Origin of the sequence: Geodermatophilus aquaeductus, from assembly GCF_900182545.1 — a bacterium.
Lineage (GTDB): Bacteria > Actinomycetota > Actinomycetes > Mycobacteriales > Geodermatophilaceae > Geodermatophilus > Geodermatophilus aquaeductus.
In genome coordinates, this window is record NZ_FXTJ01000001.1 from 399,848 (window position 1) to 414,107 (window position 14,260).

General features: G+C 75.2%; 17 protein-coding genes and 1 tRNA gene. 7 read left to right on the forward strand and 11 right to left on the reverse strand.

The features are described 5' to 3' along the window. Window positions 1-17: 17 nt before the first annotated feature. From FN207_RS01980 to FN207_RS01995, 4 genes are all read right to left on the reverse strand, one after another. Complete coding sequence (locus FN207_RS01980) at window positions 18-1,484, reverse strand: serine/threonine-protein kinase (protein ID WP_142456673.1); 1,467 nt, start codon at window positions 1,482-1,484, stop codon at window positions 18-20. Window positions 1,485-1,593: 109 nt separating this feature from the next. Further along, window positions 1,594-2,715, reverse strand: a complete 1,122-nt coding sequence (locus tag FN207_RS01985; protein ID WP_142456674.1) for an NAD(P)/FAD-dependent oxidoreductase — start codon at window positions 2,713-2,715, stop codon at window positions 1,594-1,596. Next, the gene (locus FN207_RS01990) at window positions 2,712-2,948 is read right to left on the reverse strand and encodes a helix-turn-helix domain-containing protein (RefSeq protein WP_110910079.1); all 237 of its coding nucleotides are present in this window, start codon (window positions 2,946-2,948) and stop codon (window positions 2,712-2,714) included. The genes FN207_RS01985 and FN207_RS01990 overlap by 4 nt, the downstream gene beginning before the upstream one ends. Beyond that, window positions 2,948-3,442 carry a DUF2975 domain-containing protein gene (locus tag FN207_RS01995; RefSeq protein ID WP_142456675.1) on the reverse strand — a complete coding sequence of 165 codons (495 nt, stop codon included), beginning with the start codon at window positions 3,440-3,442 and terminating at the stop codon, window positions 2,948-2,950. The genes FN207_RS01990 and FN207_RS01995 overlap by 1 nt, the downstream gene beginning before the upstream one ends. Window positions 3,443-3,645: 203 nt before the next feature. Between FN207_RS01995 and FN207_RS02000 the strand changes: the two genes are divergently transcribed. Beyond that, window positions 3,646-4,035, forward strand: coding sequence for an ATP-binding protein (locus tag FN207_RS02000; protein ID WP_185938105.1), 390 nt, complete (start codon window positions 3,646-3,648; stop codon window positions 4,033-4,035). A gap of 24 nt (window positions 4,036-4,059) precedes the next feature. Here FN207_RS02000 and FN207_RS02005 read toward each other — a convergent pair whose 3' ends face one another. From FN207_RS02005 to FN207_RS02015, 3 genes are all read right to left on the reverse strand, one after another. Next, window positions 4,060-4,584, reverse strand: coding sequence for a gamma carbonic anhydrase family protein (locus tag FN207_RS02005; protein WP_142456677.1), 525 nt, complete (start codon window positions 4,582-4,584; stop codon window positions 4,060-4,062). Window positions 4,585-4,635: 51 nt separating this feature from the next. Beyond that, window positions 4,636-4,989: an MmcQ/YjbR family DNA-binding protein gene (locus FN207_RS02010; protein WP_221887990.1), complete on the reverse strand. Its 354-nt coding sequence runs from the start codon at window positions 4,987-4,989 to the stop codon at window positions 4,636-4,638. Between the two features lie 201 nt (window positions 4,990-5,190). Beyond that, a tRNA-Lys gene (locus FN207_RS02015) sits at window positions 5,191-5,263 on the reverse strand. 227 nt (window positions 5,264-5,490) lie between these two features. On the opposite strand from FN207_RS02015, the gene FN207_RS02020 reads away from it, so the two are divergent. Beyond that, window positions 5,491-6,285, forward strand: coding sequence for an MEDS domain-containing protein (locus FN207_RS02020; protein WP_185938106.1), 795 nt, complete (start codon window positions 5,491-5,493; stop codon window positions 6,283-6,285). Next, a complete protein-coding gene (locus FN207_RS02025) occupies window positions 6,282-7,469 on the forward strand; it encodes a sensor histidine kinase (protein ID WP_142456680.1) in 1,188 nt (395 codons plus the stop codon). Before FN207_RS02020 ends, FN207_RS02025 begins: the two co-directional genes overlap by 4 nt. 514 nt (window positions 7,470-7,983) lie before the next feature. On the opposite strand, the gene FN207_RS02030 is transcribed toward FN207_RS02025, so the two are convergent. From FN207_RS02030 to FN207_RS02040, 3 genes are read right to left on the reverse strand one after another with little or no spacing between them, the layout of a single operon-like run. Continuing rightward, window positions 7,984-8,841, reverse strand: coding sequence for a hypothetical protein (locus tag FN207_RS02030; RefSeq protein ID WP_142456681.1), 858 nt, complete (start codon window positions 8,839-8,841; stop codon window positions 7,984-7,986). 15 nt (window positions 8,842-8,856) lie between these two features. Further along, complete coding sequence (locus FN207_RS02035; RefSeq protein ID WP_142456682.1) at window positions 8,857-9,738, reverse strand: Rieske (2Fe-2S) protein; 882 nt, start codon at window positions 9,736-9,738, stop codon at window positions 8,857-8,859. 9 nt (window positions 9,739-9,747) lie between these two features. Beyond that, window positions 9,748-10,185, reverse strand: a complete 438-nt coding sequence (locus FN207_RS02040) for a VanZ family protein (protein ID WP_142456683.1) — start codon at window positions 10,183-10,185, stop codon at window positions 9,748-9,750. 180 nt (window positions 10,186-10,365) lie between these two features. On the opposite strand from FN207_RS02040, the gene FN207_RS02045 reads away from it, so the two are divergent. From FN207_RS02045 to FN207_RS02060, 4 genes are all read left to right on the forward strand, one after another. After that, entirely contained in the window at window positions 10,366-10,848 is a 483-nt protein-coding gene (locus FN207_RS02045) for a GtrA family protein (RefSeq protein WP_246065686.1), read from the forward strand. Window positions 10,849-10,960: 112 nt separating this feature from the next. After that, the gene (gene wrbA, locus FN207_RS02050; RefSeq protein ID WP_221887991.1) at window positions 10,961-11,566 is read left to right on the forward strand and encodes an NAD(P)H:quinone oxidoreductase; all 606 of its coding nucleotides are present in this window, start codon (window positions 10,961-10,963) and stop codon (window positions 11,564-11,566) included. Between the two features lie 112 nt (window positions 11,567-11,678). Next, entirely contained in the window at window positions 11,679-13,169 is a 1,491-nt protein-coding gene (locus tag FN207_RS02055; RefSeq protein WP_142456684.1) for a metallophosphoesterase, read from the forward strand. Window positions 13,170-13,192: 23 nt separating this feature from the next. Then, window positions 13,193-13,516 (forward strand): hypothetical protein, encoded by a 324-nt coding sequence (locus FN207_RS02060; protein ID WP_142456685.1) that lies wholly within the window; start codon window positions 13,193-13,195, stop codon window positions 13,514-13,516. On the opposite strand, the gene FN207_RS02065 is transcribed toward FN207_RS02060, so the two are convergent. Beyond that, window positions 13,513-14,157, reverse strand: a complete 645-nt coding sequence (locus tag FN207_RS02065) for an AMIN-like domain-containing (lipo)protein (protein ID WP_221887992.1) — start codon at window positions 14,155-14,157, stop codon at window positions 13,513-13,515. The two genes, FN207_RS02060 and FN207_RS02065, sit on opposite strands and share 4 nt — an antisense overlap. Between the last annotated feature and the right edge of the window lie 103 nt (window positions 14,158-14,260).

Consider the following 14,260-nt stretch of genomic DNA (forward strand, 5'->3'; position numbering starts at 1 on the left):
ACGCCTCCGGCGTGCGGTCAGTCGTCGCCGCCGCGCCCGTTGCCGCGCCCGTTCCCGTTCCCGTTGCCGCCGTTCCCGTTGCCGTTGCCGTTCCCGCCGCCGTCGTCGTTCCCGCCGTCGTCGTCCTCGGCCGGGGGCGCGGGCGGGGGTGCGACCGCGTAGGTGACGGTCACCGTCTGGCCCGGCAGCACCGGCCCCTCGGGGGCCACCGCGGTCACCTGCCCGTCGGGCACCTCGCCCGTGGGGACCGGCTGCGGCTGCACCACCAGGCCCAGCGCGGTGAGCGCGGCCTGGACGTCGGGCAGCGGGCGCCCCACCAGGTCGGCCGCCACCACGTCCACCGGCACCGGTCCGGTCGGTGTGGGGGCCGACGAGGTCGGGGGCGGAGTCGCGGCGGAGGACGGAACCGGGCTCGAGGACGTCGTCGTCGGGGACGCCGCCGTGTCCTCCGGGTCCCCGGCGGTCAGCGCGAGCACTCCGCCGACCACGGCGAGGGCGAGCAGGGCGAGCAGCCCGGCGAGGACGGCTCCGCGGCGCCGGGGCCGGGACGCCTCGGGTGCCGGGGCGGACCCGGGCGCGGGCAGGACCGTGGTGGACGCCGGCGCGGGCGCGGGGAGGACGAGGGTGTCGTGCCGGGTGTCCGGGGCCGCCGACCGGTTCCGGAGGACCTCGTCGACGGCGTCCCGCAGCGCCGCGCCGTCGGGGAAGCGGACGGCCGGGTCCTTGACCATCGCCCGCTCCACGAGCCCGCGGACGTCGGCCGGCACGTCCGGCGGCAGCGGCGGCGGATCGTCGTGGATCTGCGCGAGGAGCACCTGGACCGGGGTCTCCCGGTCCAGCGGCAGCCGGCCGCTCAGGCACTGGTAGGCGACGACGCCGAGGGCGTAGACGTCGCTGGCGGGCGAGGCCTTGGCGCCCTTCGCCTGCTCCGGGGAGAGGTACTGCGCGGTGCCGATCACCTGGCCGGTCCCGGTCAGCGGCACGCTGGAGGCCGACCAGGCGATCCCGAAGTCGGTGATCTTCACGACGCCGTCCGGCGCGACCAGCACGTTGCCCGGTTTGACGTCACGGTGGACCACCCCGGCGGCGTGCGCGGCGGCCAGCGCCGACGCGGTCTGCCGCAGGATGCCGAGCGTGGCCGGCACGTCCAGCCGGCCGACACGGGTCAGCAGGTCCGACAGCGACTCCCCCGCCACGAGCTCCATGACGAGGTAGGCCAGTGGCTCGCCGCCCGGGCCGACGGTCTCGCCGTAGTCGTGCACCGCGGCGATGTGGGGGTCGTTGAGCAGCGCCGCGTGCCGCGCCTCGGCGCGGAACCGCTGCAGGAACGAGGGGTCGCCGGTGTACTCGCTGCGCAGGACCTTCACCGCGACCTGGCGCTGCAGCAGCGTGTCGGTCGCCCGCCAGACGCGGCCCATGCCGCCGCTGGCGAGGACGGACTCCAGGCGGTAGCGGCCGCCCAGGAGCTCGCTCGTCGGGTCCATCCGTCCCCTCCTCGCGGCCTCCGGCGGCCGGCCCCCGGTGGCTGTCCGCGTGCGGGTACCAGGAAACCAAGCGACCGCTCCCGGAGCCCGGAGGGGTCGCCCGCCCGGGTCACGGGTCGGGGAAGGACCGGTCGCCGAACAGCACGCTGCGGGCGGCGGCCCGCCCGGCCGGCGTGCGCAGCAGCGCGAAGGCCGCCGTGGCCATGGCGGGGGTGCGCACCTGCGCCAGCCCGCGGCGCAGCAGCAGGCGGCCCCGGAACTGCCGGCGCAGCGCGGCGCCGTCGTGGTGCCGCAGCGCGTCGGGGCGTCCGGTGCGCAGGGCGTCGTCGAGGACGTCGGCGGCGTGCCGCGAGAGCCGCAGGCACGGGTCGAGGCCGCCCGCGGTGAGCGGCGAGACGGCGCCCGCCGCGTCCCCGACCAGGAGCCCGCCGGGGCAGCTGATCCGCCGCAGCAGGCCGCCGACCGGGATGGGGCCGCCGCGCCGCTCGACCTCCCCGGCACGGTCCGCCCCGCGCAGCCCCGGCGCCGAGGCGGCGAACCGCCGCAGCGCCGCGCGCATCCCGTCGGGGTAGCGGGCGGCGTAGCCGGCGACGCCGACGTGGGTGTGCCGGCCGTCGTCGACCACCCAGGCCAGGTAGCCGGGGGCGAGGGAGGGGTCGAGGACGCAGTGGAACGTCGGGGGCCCCTCCCCCGGGCCGACGGCGGAGACCTCCTCGGCGCCCACCAGCAGGGCGGTGTTGCGGTCCAGCCCGAGGTCGCGGGCGACGGCGGAGCGGGCGCCGTCGGCACCGACGACGAACCGCGCCCGCACCCGCGTGGCGCCGTCCGGGCCGGTGAGCAGCGAGGCGCCGTCGGCCCGGCCGGCGTAGCGGGTGCCGAGGACGATCCGCACGCCGACGTCGGCGGCCTCGCGGGCCGCGGCCAGGTAGAGCGGCCCCATGTCGCCGACGCGGTACTCGTCCCGGTCGCTGTCGAGGACCACCGGGCGGCGCAGGTCCGGTGGGTAGAGGACCACGCGCCGGATCGGCGGCCCGAGGCACCCCGGCGGCAGGGCGAAGTCGTCGAGGGTCTTGCGGACGAAGATCCCGGTGGTGCGGATCGCGCCGTCCAGGCGCTGCCGGCGGTCGGCCAGCAGCACGTCGTGGCCGCGCCGGGCGAGCAGGGTGGCCGTGGACAGGCCGGCCAGCCCGGCGCCCACGACCAGGACGTCGGCGTCCGCGGTGCGGGTCACCGGCGCGCGGCGTGCGGCGCGTCGACGTCGTCCTCGACGTACTCCAGCAGGTCACCGGGCTGGCAGCCGAGCACCCGGCACATCGCCTCCAGGGTGCTGAAGCGGACCGCCTTGGCGCGGCCGTTCTTGAGCACCGCCACGTTGGCCGGCGTGAGGCCGACCCGCTCGGCGAACTCGCCGACGCTCATCTTGCGGCGGGCCAGCTCGACGTCGATGCGCACGACGATCGGCATCAGATGACCGCTTCCATGTCGGTGCGCAGGGCGGTGGCCTGCCGCAGCAGCGCCCGCATGACGACCATGAGCAGCCCGGCCACCGCGCCGACCAGCAGCAGGACGAGCAGCAGCCCGGGGAGGACCGGGTCGTCGCTGACCTCGTCGATGACGAAGTAGTACGAGCAGACGAAGGCGCCCAGGAGCACCAGCCAGCCGCCGGCCATCGCCGACACGATCGCGTTGACCCACGGCAGGGCGCTCGCGCTGAAGATCCGGTCGGTCGTGACCAGGGTGAGCAGCTGCCAGGTGCAGACGATGACCACCTGCACGCAGCCCAGCGCCAGCACCAGGACCGCGTGCATCACCCACTGCACGGCCACCTGCTCGGTGGACGGCTCGGCGATGTCGGGGACCAGGCCCGGTACGGCCCATACCTCGGCGGCGGCCAGCGCCGCGAACACCACCACGAGCAGGACGCGGAGGGGGAACACCACTCGGTGCACGCGTGACATGCATCGACTCTCGCGCAGCATCTATCGACAGTCAATCGACAGGTGTCGACGAACGAGACGCCGCCCACCTGTCAGGGTGCCTCCCGGACGACCGCCGTCAGGCGTCCGGTTGGCGCCGCCGCGACGTGGGCACCCCTGGGCGGACGACGCCGACCCGAGACGAGCACATGCAACGCGACAGCTGGCCGCGACGGGCTCGTCCCGTGACGACGGGGCCTCCCTACGAGGCCGAGATCACCGACCCCAGGCAGCTGCGGACGATCCGCTCCCGCCTGCGGTCCTGGCTGCCCGCCAACGCGCCGGAGGCGGACGACGACCTCCTCGACGGGCTGCTGCTCGCGGTCGACGAACTGGCCGCGAACGGTCTCCGGCACGGCGGCCGGCCGGTGCGCGTGCACGCCGCCCGGACGGCCGAGGGGGTGCTGATCGACGTCAGCGACGGCGATCCCGAGCGTGGGCCCGAACCCGCCGTGGGCCGCGACCCCGCCCTCGGCGGCATGGGATTGCACCTGGTCGCGCACCTGACCACCGCGCGCGGCTGGGAGGTCTGCGGCGACCGCAAGCACGTGTGGGCCTGCCTCCCGACGGACTGAGCCCACGCTCCGCCCGGGCGGCGGTCAGTCCAGGCGCTGCACGCCGGCCGCGTGCCGGCGGGCGAGCTCCTGGTAGATCGAGGGGTTGCCGTCGACCCACACCGCGGCGCCCTCCGACAGCGGCCCGCGCACGCGGGCCGGGGCGCCGACCGCGAGCACCTCGTCGGGCACCTCCATGCCCGGCGGCACGAGACTGCCGGCGCCGACGAGGGCCCGGCGGCCGATCCGGGCGCCGTCCTGCACGGTCGCCCCGTTCCCGACCAGCGCCTCGGCGCCGATCACCGCCCCGTGGACCACGCAGACGTGCCCGATGGTGGCGCCGGGCCCGACCTCGGTGACCGGGTCCTCGCCGCCGTGCAGCACGGAGTTGTCCTGCACGTTGGCGCCGGCCCGGACGACGATCCGGCCGAAGTCGGCGCGCAGCACCGCGCCGTACCAGATGGACGCGCCGGCCTCGACGACGACGTCGCCGACCAGCGTGGCCGTCGGCGCCACCCACGCCTCGGGGTGGACCTGCGGCGATCGGCCTTCGAAGGAGAACAGCGGCACGAGTGGGCAGCGTAGAGACGCCGTCGTGCGGGCCGGGACCCGCGGCCTGTCTCAGCCCGGGCCGGCGGGATGCGAGGCGTCGTAGGCGCGGGCGAGCTTCGCGGGGACGACCATCCGCCAGGCGTCGACGACGAGCTCGCGGGCCTCGGTCGGGTCGAGAGCAGCCAGATCGGCGTGCACCCAGTGGAAGCGCATGTCCGACGCCGCCGGCAGGTGGAACCGGTGCGGCTCGCCCTGCACGAGGGCCGCCCGCTCCTCCTTGGGGAACGCGAAGCCCATCACGCGCTCGTCCAGGGAGAACGCCACGTAGACGAGCTGCCCGACGCGGAACGTCAACCGGTCGCGGACGTACACCGGGTACGAGCGTTCCAACTCGGCGCCCAGCGACCGGACGTCCTCGATCACCGCCACGTCAGGATCGACCGCGCCGGCGGGCCGGAGTCATCGGTGGTCGCGTCCGCCGGTCTCGCGGCGGCTCGTCCGCCCGGACCGGACCGCACCGCGTGGTGCCCGACCTCGCGCTGCGGGGTGAGGTCGGGCACCACACGGCGAGGCGCGAGAGCGGAGCCCGGTCCCAGGGCCAGACGCGTCTGCTGGTCGGCACGGTGGGCCCCGTGGGGATCGAACCCACAACCCGCGGATTAAAAGTCCGCTGCTCTGCCAGTTGAGCTAGAGGCCCGATGGGTGCAGAGAACCCTCCAGACAACGCGTGAGAGATCGCACGAGTGATCCGGAGGCGTCGCAGCCCGGTCAGAGGCTACCGCCGAGGACGCCCGGTCCCGACCCTCGCCGGAGGTCCAGCATTCTCCCGGAACGCGGGGTGGGCGCCCGGAACCTGGGTACCAGGGGCACGTGCGCCCGAACGGTCGCGCCGGTTCCGCCGCGAGTCGTCGTCCACGGGGCCATGTGTGCTGCCTGTACGACGACGTCGGGGAGTTCCGCCGCCGTCTGACCGCCTTCCTCGCCGCCGGACTGCGCGCCGGTTGCCGAGTGGCCTACGCAGGCCTCGGTGGCGCGGAAGGGTCGCGGGCGGACCTGGCCGAGTTGCCCGACCTCGATCGGCGGCTGGCCGACGGGTCGGTCCGGATCCTGTCGCTCCAGGACGTGTACGGAGACGCCCACCCCATCGACTGCGACCGGGTGGTCGGCCTCTACGCGGCCGCGACCGAGCAGGCCCTGGCCGACGGGTTCCACGGGCTGCGGGTCGGCGCGGACGCCTCGGAGCTGGTCCGCTCACCCGCGCACCTGGACGCGCTGGTCCGGTACGAGTTCCTGGCCGACCGGTACATGGCCGGCCATGCGCTCTCAGCGCTGTGCGGCTACCGGCTCGACCTGGGGCACGAGACCGTGAGCGAGCTGGCGTCGCTGCACGCCACCGGCTCGGCGGGAGGAACGGGCTTCACCCTCTTCGGCTGCGCGGACGGCGCCATCGGCCTCGGAGGGCAGTACGACCCGACCAGCGTCACGGTTCTCCGGCGGCTCCTGACCCGCATCCGGGCCGGAGCCGAGGACGGGACCGTCGTCATCGACCTGGCCGACGTCGAGTACGTCGACCACCGACTGCTGCGGACGCTCAGCGCCCACGCCTGGGAGCAGGGGGTGGCGTTGTCACTGCGCTCAGCACCGCCGCTCGCGGCCCGACTGTCGGACCTGCTCGCCGCGTCCTGCCTGCGGCACGCAGAGGAAGGACCGGACACATGAGGACCGGGCCGGCGCGCGGCGCCACCGGGAACTTCCACGAAGCCGGGTTCTACCACTCGGATGCGGAGTTCCTGGCCCTGATCCAGCCGTTCGTGACCGAGGGTCTCGCCGCCGGTGAGCCGGTGATCATCGGCTACGACGAGCGCAAGTGCGACCTCCTCCGGGCGACGCTGCGCTGCCCGGAGCGGGTCACCTTCATCACTGACACGAGCCTGTACGCCTCACCGGCGCGCGCCATCGAGGCGTACCGGCAGCAGTTCGAACGGCACGTGGCGGCCGGCGCCGAGCAGATCCGCATCGCCGGCGACGTCCCGCACGAGGGCAACGGCGGGCGCTTCGCCGGCTGGGACCGGTACGAGTCCGCCGTGAACGCCGTCTGGCAGGCATACCCGGTGTGGAGCCGGTGCCTGTACGACGCCACGACCACGCATGACGACGTCCGCGACGTCGTGGTCCGCACACACCGCCGGCTCGTCACTCCCGACGGCGCCGCCACCGCCAGCCCGCACTACCAGGACGTCGCCGAGTTCGTCGGCCTCCCCTCGACCGCCGATCCGCTGGAGGCGACCCCCCCGAGCGTGTGCCTGGGCGACGCCTCGCTGAAGCGGACGAGGCGCCGTGTCGCGGAGGCCGCGCGAGGGTGCCTCGACACCGCCACCCTCGACGAGTTCGTGTTCGCCTTGTCCGAGGCCGTGATCAACGCGCAGTCGTACGGCCACCCACCCGTCGGGGTCAGGGTCTGGACGGCGCCGAACCGGGTCGTCGTGCGCGTGCACGACACCGGCCCCGGCCCCCCCGATCCCCTGACCGGCCTCGTCCCGGTTCCTGAGAGTGCGTCGGGTGCCGGGCTCGGCTTGTGGCTCAGCCACCAGCTCCGAGAGGTGGAGGTCGACCTGATCACCGATGCCGAGGGGTTCACCGTCCGGCTGCGAGCCGGTTCGCCACCCCCCGCGGTGGACGCCGTCGGCAGCTGCGCCCTGCGCGCCGGGACCCTGCACGGCGCCCCGCCCGACGGAGGCACCGTCCACGCGATCGACGGCGATGGCTCGTCGCTGTGCGAGGTCGTCGACGCGGCCGACCTCCGCCCCCTCGACGACCTGCGCTGGCCCGACCTCCCGGCCGTCCAGCAGTGCCCCGGCTGCCGGCTGGTCATCGTCGTCGACGACGGCTCGCCCGGGCGGTAGCCGAAGGGAGCCGGCTCCTGCCGTCCCAGTGCCTATGGTCGAACACGGGGACGGCGCCGTCGGCTCCGCGCTCCCCGCCGCGCCCCTCCGCGAGCGGGCCGTCGGCCTCCTCCACCGCCGCGACCGCCGCCCGCAGCCGGGCGCGGTCGGCATCCGGGGCGCCGGCGAGGGCGGTCAGGACCTCCTCGTCGCCCGGATCGGTCACAGCACGTCGAGGACCAGCAGCACGACGAGGGTCAGGACCGCCGACACGAGCAGGGAGCCCAGGCAGCCCAGCCGGTTGGAGAAGAAGAGGAACACCCGTCCGGATTGCCCGCCGCACTCTCCCGGCAACCGCGCGTCACGAGAGGACGCCACCCGGTCGGGGAGCTGCACCCGATCAGGGGACTGTGGCACTGACTGCCACTACCTACGGTCATCACCAGTGCGGCCGCGGTGCCGCGCGCCAGACCCCGGCCCGGCTGTCCGTTCCCCCCGGACGGCCGGGCCGGTCCCATGTCGGGGCGAGCCCGTCTCAGGCGCAGGCGCGGTCCACCAGGGCCGCGAGCTCGTCGCGCTGGGCCTGGTCCAGCGGCAGGTCCGCGGGCACCTCGTCGTCGTCCCCCACCTGCAGGCCCAGCAGGAACAGGTAGGGCTGCTTGGTCTCGGCGAGCGCGTGGGGATCGCAGCGGGCCATCGTGAACTCGAGGAGGACCTCGAGCGTCGACTCCCCCGCCTCCAGCGTCCGCGGCAGGTCGGTGGTGGCGACGGCGTCGTACAGGACGTTGCCCTGCAGCCGGGTCACGGTCACCGGCCGGTCGTCGCCGTCGGCGCGGGTGAGCGTGAGGGTCCCGGTCACGGCGTCGCCGTCCGCGGCCAGGCTGCCGACGGTCACGTCCGCGACGGCGAGCACCGCCCGCACCGCGCACCGCTCCCCGTGGATGCGCCCCAGCACCTCGGCGGCCAGCGGCACCCGCAGCGCCTCGGCGCGCCCGTCGGGCCGGACGACGGTCAGCCTCGCCGCCGCGGGCTCGGCGGCCCGGTCGCACACCGCCTCGCCGTAGGAGGCGGGCAGGTCGATCGTGCGGCCTGGCTCAAACGCCGCGGACACCGCACGGTCGGGCAGCGGGGCGAAGCCGGGCGAGTCGATCGCGACGGAGGTGACGGTGAACGGCTCGGTCCCGGTGTCGGTGACGCGCACCTGCACCTGCCCGCCGACCGCCTCGTCGGTGCGCAGCTGCACCGCCTCGGCCTCGATGCCGGGCACCGCCGGGACCGCCGGAGCAGGCGCGGACGACGACGCAGGGATGGACGACGGCGCGGACGCCGACGACTCCGCCGACCCGCACGCGGCGCACAGCAGGACGGCGAGCAGGGTCGCCGTCCGCCGCATGCGGCGAGCGTAGGACTACTGGTGGCGGGCGGGCAGGCGCGCCATCACCCGGCCGGCCTCCATCCGCACCTCGAGCTTCTCCTGCGGGTTGGCGGCCGGACCGCGCCGCGGCTCCCCGTCGTCCAGGTCGAACGCCGAGTCGTGCCACGGGCAGACCAGGCAGGCGTGCCCCCGCACCTCCTCGACACTGCCCTCGTACAGCGGCCCGGCCAGGTGGGAGCAGGCGCCGACGAAGACGTCGACGCGCCCGCCTCGGCGGACGGCGGCCAGCGGCACGGACACCCCGCTCCCGTCGCCGGTGCGCAGCGCCGGTCGACCCTCGGGCAGGTCGTCGAGCGGCCCGAGGTCGATCCAGTCGCTGGTCAGTGCGCGGGCCGCCGTCGCCGCGTGCGAGGCGCCCGAGGACTGCGCGTAGGACATGTGCCCGCCGATCGCCGCCGAGCCGGTGGCGACGCCCAGCCCGGCGTAGGACAGCACCCGGCCGAGCGTGCCGCGGCCCTTCGCACGGGCGACGAGCGAGCCGACGTAGAGCCCGAGCGCGGCCACGTTGGACACCGCGTGCAGCGCCCCGAGCCGGCGGACGCCGATCTCCTGTTCCGACCAGTCGGCCGCGCCGGACATCGCGGCGGGCACCGAGACCGCGACCCCGGTGGCGATGAGCACGGTGGCCGCCGGCCGCAGCGGGGGGACGGCGTCGAGCAGGCCGGCGGAGGTCCAGCTGCCGACGGGCACCTGCACGAGCACCGGGTGCAGCGGGTGGCCCAGCCAGGTCCCGTGCAGCACGTCCTTGACCATCCCGGGCTTGAGCACCGTCTGGACCGCCTTGCGGGCCGGCTCGATGGCCTTGTCGAAGGTGCTCACGTCCGCGATCCGGTCGAGGAAACCCATCAGGCTCATGCGCGGCCCCTACCCCCGGCGGGCCGCCGCGAAGCCGCTCCCCGTCCGCGCGGCACCGGGGCTGACCAGCGCGGCGACCACCAGGCCGACGGCGAGCGCACCGGTCGCGTTGAGCAGCGCGTCCAGGGGCGACACGACCCGGCCCAGCGGCAGCAGCCACTGCAGGACCTCGATCGCGGCGCCGGCGGCACCGGCCGCGACCGCGAGCAGCGCCGGGGAGCGCAGCGCGGGGAAGCGGACGACGGCGAGCGCGGCGACCGGCGTCAGCAGCAAGAGGTTGCCCAGCAGCTGCAGGACGGTGGCGCGGGAGTCGAGGCCGGAGAGGTACCAGTGCGCCTCGACGGCGGGCGACCCCCACGCCCAGCTGCCGTCCCCGGCGGGCAGCAGGGTCAGGACGGCGACGAGGGCCAGCGTGGCGGCCAGGGCGGCGGACAGCAGCGACCTCATGCCGCCACCGTGACGTACGTCCCTGGACGGCGGCTGGCAACGGCCTGGGACCGCGGGGAGTGAGCGGACGCACACCCGGAGGGGCGACCGACAGGCATCTACTCGATAGCCAGCGGGAAGTGTCAGGAGGAGGCTGGAGACTGCACTCGTACGACGCCGGGACGACCGAGGAGGGACGCCGTGACCTGCCCCTCCCTGTTGAGCCGCCCGGTCGCGGTCGTCGACCTGGTCTCCGAGCTCGCCGGGAGCGCGGTCACCCTCGCGCGCTCCGACCGCGCCCTGGGCCAGTTCGCCCGGTTCGTCATGGTCGGCGGGTTCTCCAGCGCCGTCTACGCGCTGCTGTTCTGGCTGCTGCACGACCTCGGTGGGGTGCAGGCCAACGTCATCGGGTCGGCGCTGTCGTCGATGCTGGCCAACGAGATGCACCGGCGGCTGACCTTCCACGCCGGCGAGCGCGTCAGCTGGTTCACCGCGCAGTGGGAGGGCGGCGCGCTGGCTGTCGCCGGGATGATCGCCACGAGCCTGGCGCTGAGCTGGTTCAGCGCCACGGTCACCGACCCCGCCGTCATAGCCGAGCTGGCCGTCATCGCCCTGGTCACCGCCACCATCGGCACCATGCGCTTCCTCGCCCTGCGGTGGGCGTTCCGGCCGCACCCGGCCTGAGCCTCCCGATCCACCCCACGTGTTTGGCGCACGCGTCTGGCGAGCACACTGCGACCCAGTGGTTGAACGTGCAACCACATGATCACCAGCGACACGAGAGCCGAGGGGAACCGTGGCGAAGATCGCCGTCATCTACTACTCGTCCACCGGGAACGTGCACCAGCTGGCCGCCGCCGTGGCCGAGGGCGCCCAGGAGGCCGGTGCCGAGGTGCGCCTGCGCCGGGTGCCCGAGCTCGCCCCCGAGGAGGCCATCGACTCCAATCCGCTGTGGCGCGCGCACGTCGACGCCACCGCGGACGAGGTCCCGGAGGCCACCCCGGCCGACCTCGAGTGGGCCGACGGGTACGCCCTCGGCAGCCCGACCCGCTTCGGCACGCCCGCCGCGCAGATGAAGCAGTTCATCGACACCCTCGGCGGCCTGTGGTTCACCGGCAAGCTCGCCAACAAGGGCGCGACCGCGTTCACCAGCGCGCAGAACGTCCACGGCGGCAACGAGACGACGATCCTCACGTTCTTCAACGTCTTCTCGCACTTCGGCGCGGTCATCGTGCCGCCCGGCTACACCGACCCGCTGCTGTTCGAGGCCGGCGGCAACCCCTACGGCGTCTCGAACGCCTCGGGCGGCAAGTCGGCCACCGTCACCGACGCCGAGCTGGCCGCCGCGCGCTACCAGGGCCGCCGCCTCGCCGAGGTGTCGGCGAAGCTCGTCGCCGCCTGACGTCCCCGGACGATCAGGTCACCTGATCGTGCTGCGTCCTGGCTCACCCCCGACGGTGAGCCAGGACGCAGCACGGTGAGCCAGGACGCCGGCCGTCGCTAGCCTCGGCGGGATGAGCGAGCCCCCGCCCCCGGCTCCCGGGCCCTGGGCCCGCCGCCGCCGGGTCGCCGGACGCTGGGCGGTGCGGGTGCTGGTCGCCGCCGCCGGTGCGCTCATCGGCATCCTGCTGCTCGGCCGCGTCGAGGCGCCGATCGGGCCCTTCGACGCCGGCCTGGCCTTCACCCCCACTGGTGGGGGCGCGACCGTCGAGGTCCCGCCGCTGGGCGCGCTGGAGGTCGACGCCTACGACGGCCCCCTGCAGCTCGACGTCCAGCTGCGCCGCGTCGACGAGACCCGGATCCAGGAGCTGGTCAGCGACCCGGCCCGCCTCGACGGCCTGGTCGACCGCGTCAGCGCCGACCTGCAGGACGCCGTCGTCCGGCTCGCCTGGACGACGGGCGCCGCCGGCGTGGGCGGCGCCGTCCTCGCCTCGCTCGTGACCTACCGCCGGTGGCGGGAGCCGCTCGTCGCCGCCGGCGTCTCCGTCGTCCTGATCGCGGGCACGGCCGGCCTCGGCGCGGCCACCTGGCGGCCGGAGGCGCTGTCGCAGCCCACCTACACCGGCCTGCTGGTCAACGCGACCAGCCTGATCGGCAGCGCCGAGGACATCGTGGCCCGGTTCAGCGCCTACCGGGAGTCGCTGGAGGAGCTCGTCGCCAACGTCGGCACGCTGTACTCGGCACTGTCGGCGCTCCCGGCCCCCGGCGGCCCCACCGACACCGTCGCGCTGCTGCACGTCTCCGACCTGCACCTCAACCCGGCGGGCTTCGACCTGGTGGCGCAGGTCGCCGACCAGTTCGACGTCGACGCGGTGCTCGACACCGGCGACATCACCGACTGGGGCAGCGAGCCGGAGAACCAGCTCATCGGCTCCATCGGGGCGCTCGGCGTCCCGTACGTGTACGTCCGCGGCAACCACGACTCCGCCGTCACCGCCGGGCTGGTCGCCGCGCAGCCCAACGCCACCGTGCTGGACGACTCCGCGACGACGGTCGCGGGCCTCACCGTGGTCGGCGCGCGCGACCCCCGCTTCACCCCCGACCAGGACGCCACGGGAGACACCGAGTCCCTCGAGCAGACCGGCGAGGACCTCGCCGAGCTCGCCGAGGAGCAGCCCGACCCGCCGGCGATCGCGATGGTCCACGACCCGAAGCAGGCCCCGCCTCTGGACGGCGTCGTCCCGCTGGTGCTGGCCGGGCACACGCACGACCGCGAGGTCGAGACCCTCGAGGACGGGACCCTGCTCATGGTGCAGGGCTCGACCGGCGGCGCGGGCCTGCGCGGGCTGCAGGGCGAGTACCCCGAGCCGCTGACCTGCACTGTCCTCTACGTCGACCCCGGCACCGGGGCGCTCGTGGCCTACGACGACATCACCCTCGGGGGCCTGGGCGAGACCGAGGCGACGATCGTGCGCACCGTCGTGCCGGAGGAGGTCACCGACGGGGCGGAGGACGGTGCCGGCGGCGGGGACGGCGACGGCACGCCCGCCTCCCCGACGGACTGAGCCGTCCGCCCTACGCTCGCGCCATGGCAACGACTCCCCGCCTGGCCGCCGGTCTCCTCGCCGGGGCGCTCGTCCTCGCCCCCGTCGCGGGCTGCTCGTTCACCTCGAACAACCTCTCGTGCTCGGGGTCGTCCTGCACGATCACCCTGGACGGCCAGGGCAGCGAGGTCGACGTCCTGGGCACCACGGTGACGCTCGGCGGCGTGCAGGACGGCCGGGCGTCGATCACCGTCGGCGGGGCCAGCGTGTCCTGCGGCGAGGGCGAGACCGTGGCGGCCGGCCCGCTGTCGCTGGAGTGCACCGCCGTGAGCGGCGACTCCGTCGAGCTCACCGCCAGCCTGAACTAGGACGGGTCGGCCACCTCGACGACCACGCGGGCCGGGTCCTGCAGCGCGTAGACCCGGAACGGCGCCTGGGAGCGGGTGCCGACGAAGGCGACCGTCGTCCCCTCGAAGGTCGCGTCGAAGACGACCTCGGTGACGTTCTCCGTGCCCTGACCCGGGAGCGGGTCCGGACCGGACCACTCCTCGACGCCGGTCGCGTACGGGTAGCCGGCGCCGGTGACCGTCACCTGCAGGACGGCGTCGCCGGCGACGGCGACCTCGTCCCCGCTGCCCTGCGAGCTCGCGACGTCGACGTAGCGCACGTCCCAGCCCGGCGTGCCGCTACCGCCGACCTCGAGCACGACCCGGTCGAAGCCGTCGTGCCGGCCGGTGCGGATGTCGGTGACGGTGACCGACGCGTCGGCCGAGGCCTCGGAGGTGTCGGGCTGCGTGTCGGCCGGGAACGACGGCGTGGCGGTGCCGGCGTCGGAGTCGGTGTCGGTGCCCTCGCCATCGGTGGACGGACTGCCGGTCGCGGGGCTGTCGGACGCGCTGGTCCCCGCGGCGGGGCCGGACGACGTCGCGGACGACGACGAGCCCGCCGACGACCGACCCTCCTCCGCGCAGCCGGTCAGCAGCACCGCCACGGCGAGCAGGGCGGACACGGGGACGAGGGCACGGCGCGACACCCGGCGATCGTGACAGCCGGCCGGCCCGGCGCCCGGGACCACGCGTCCGTGTCGCCCGCGGGCGGGGGTCCGCCACACC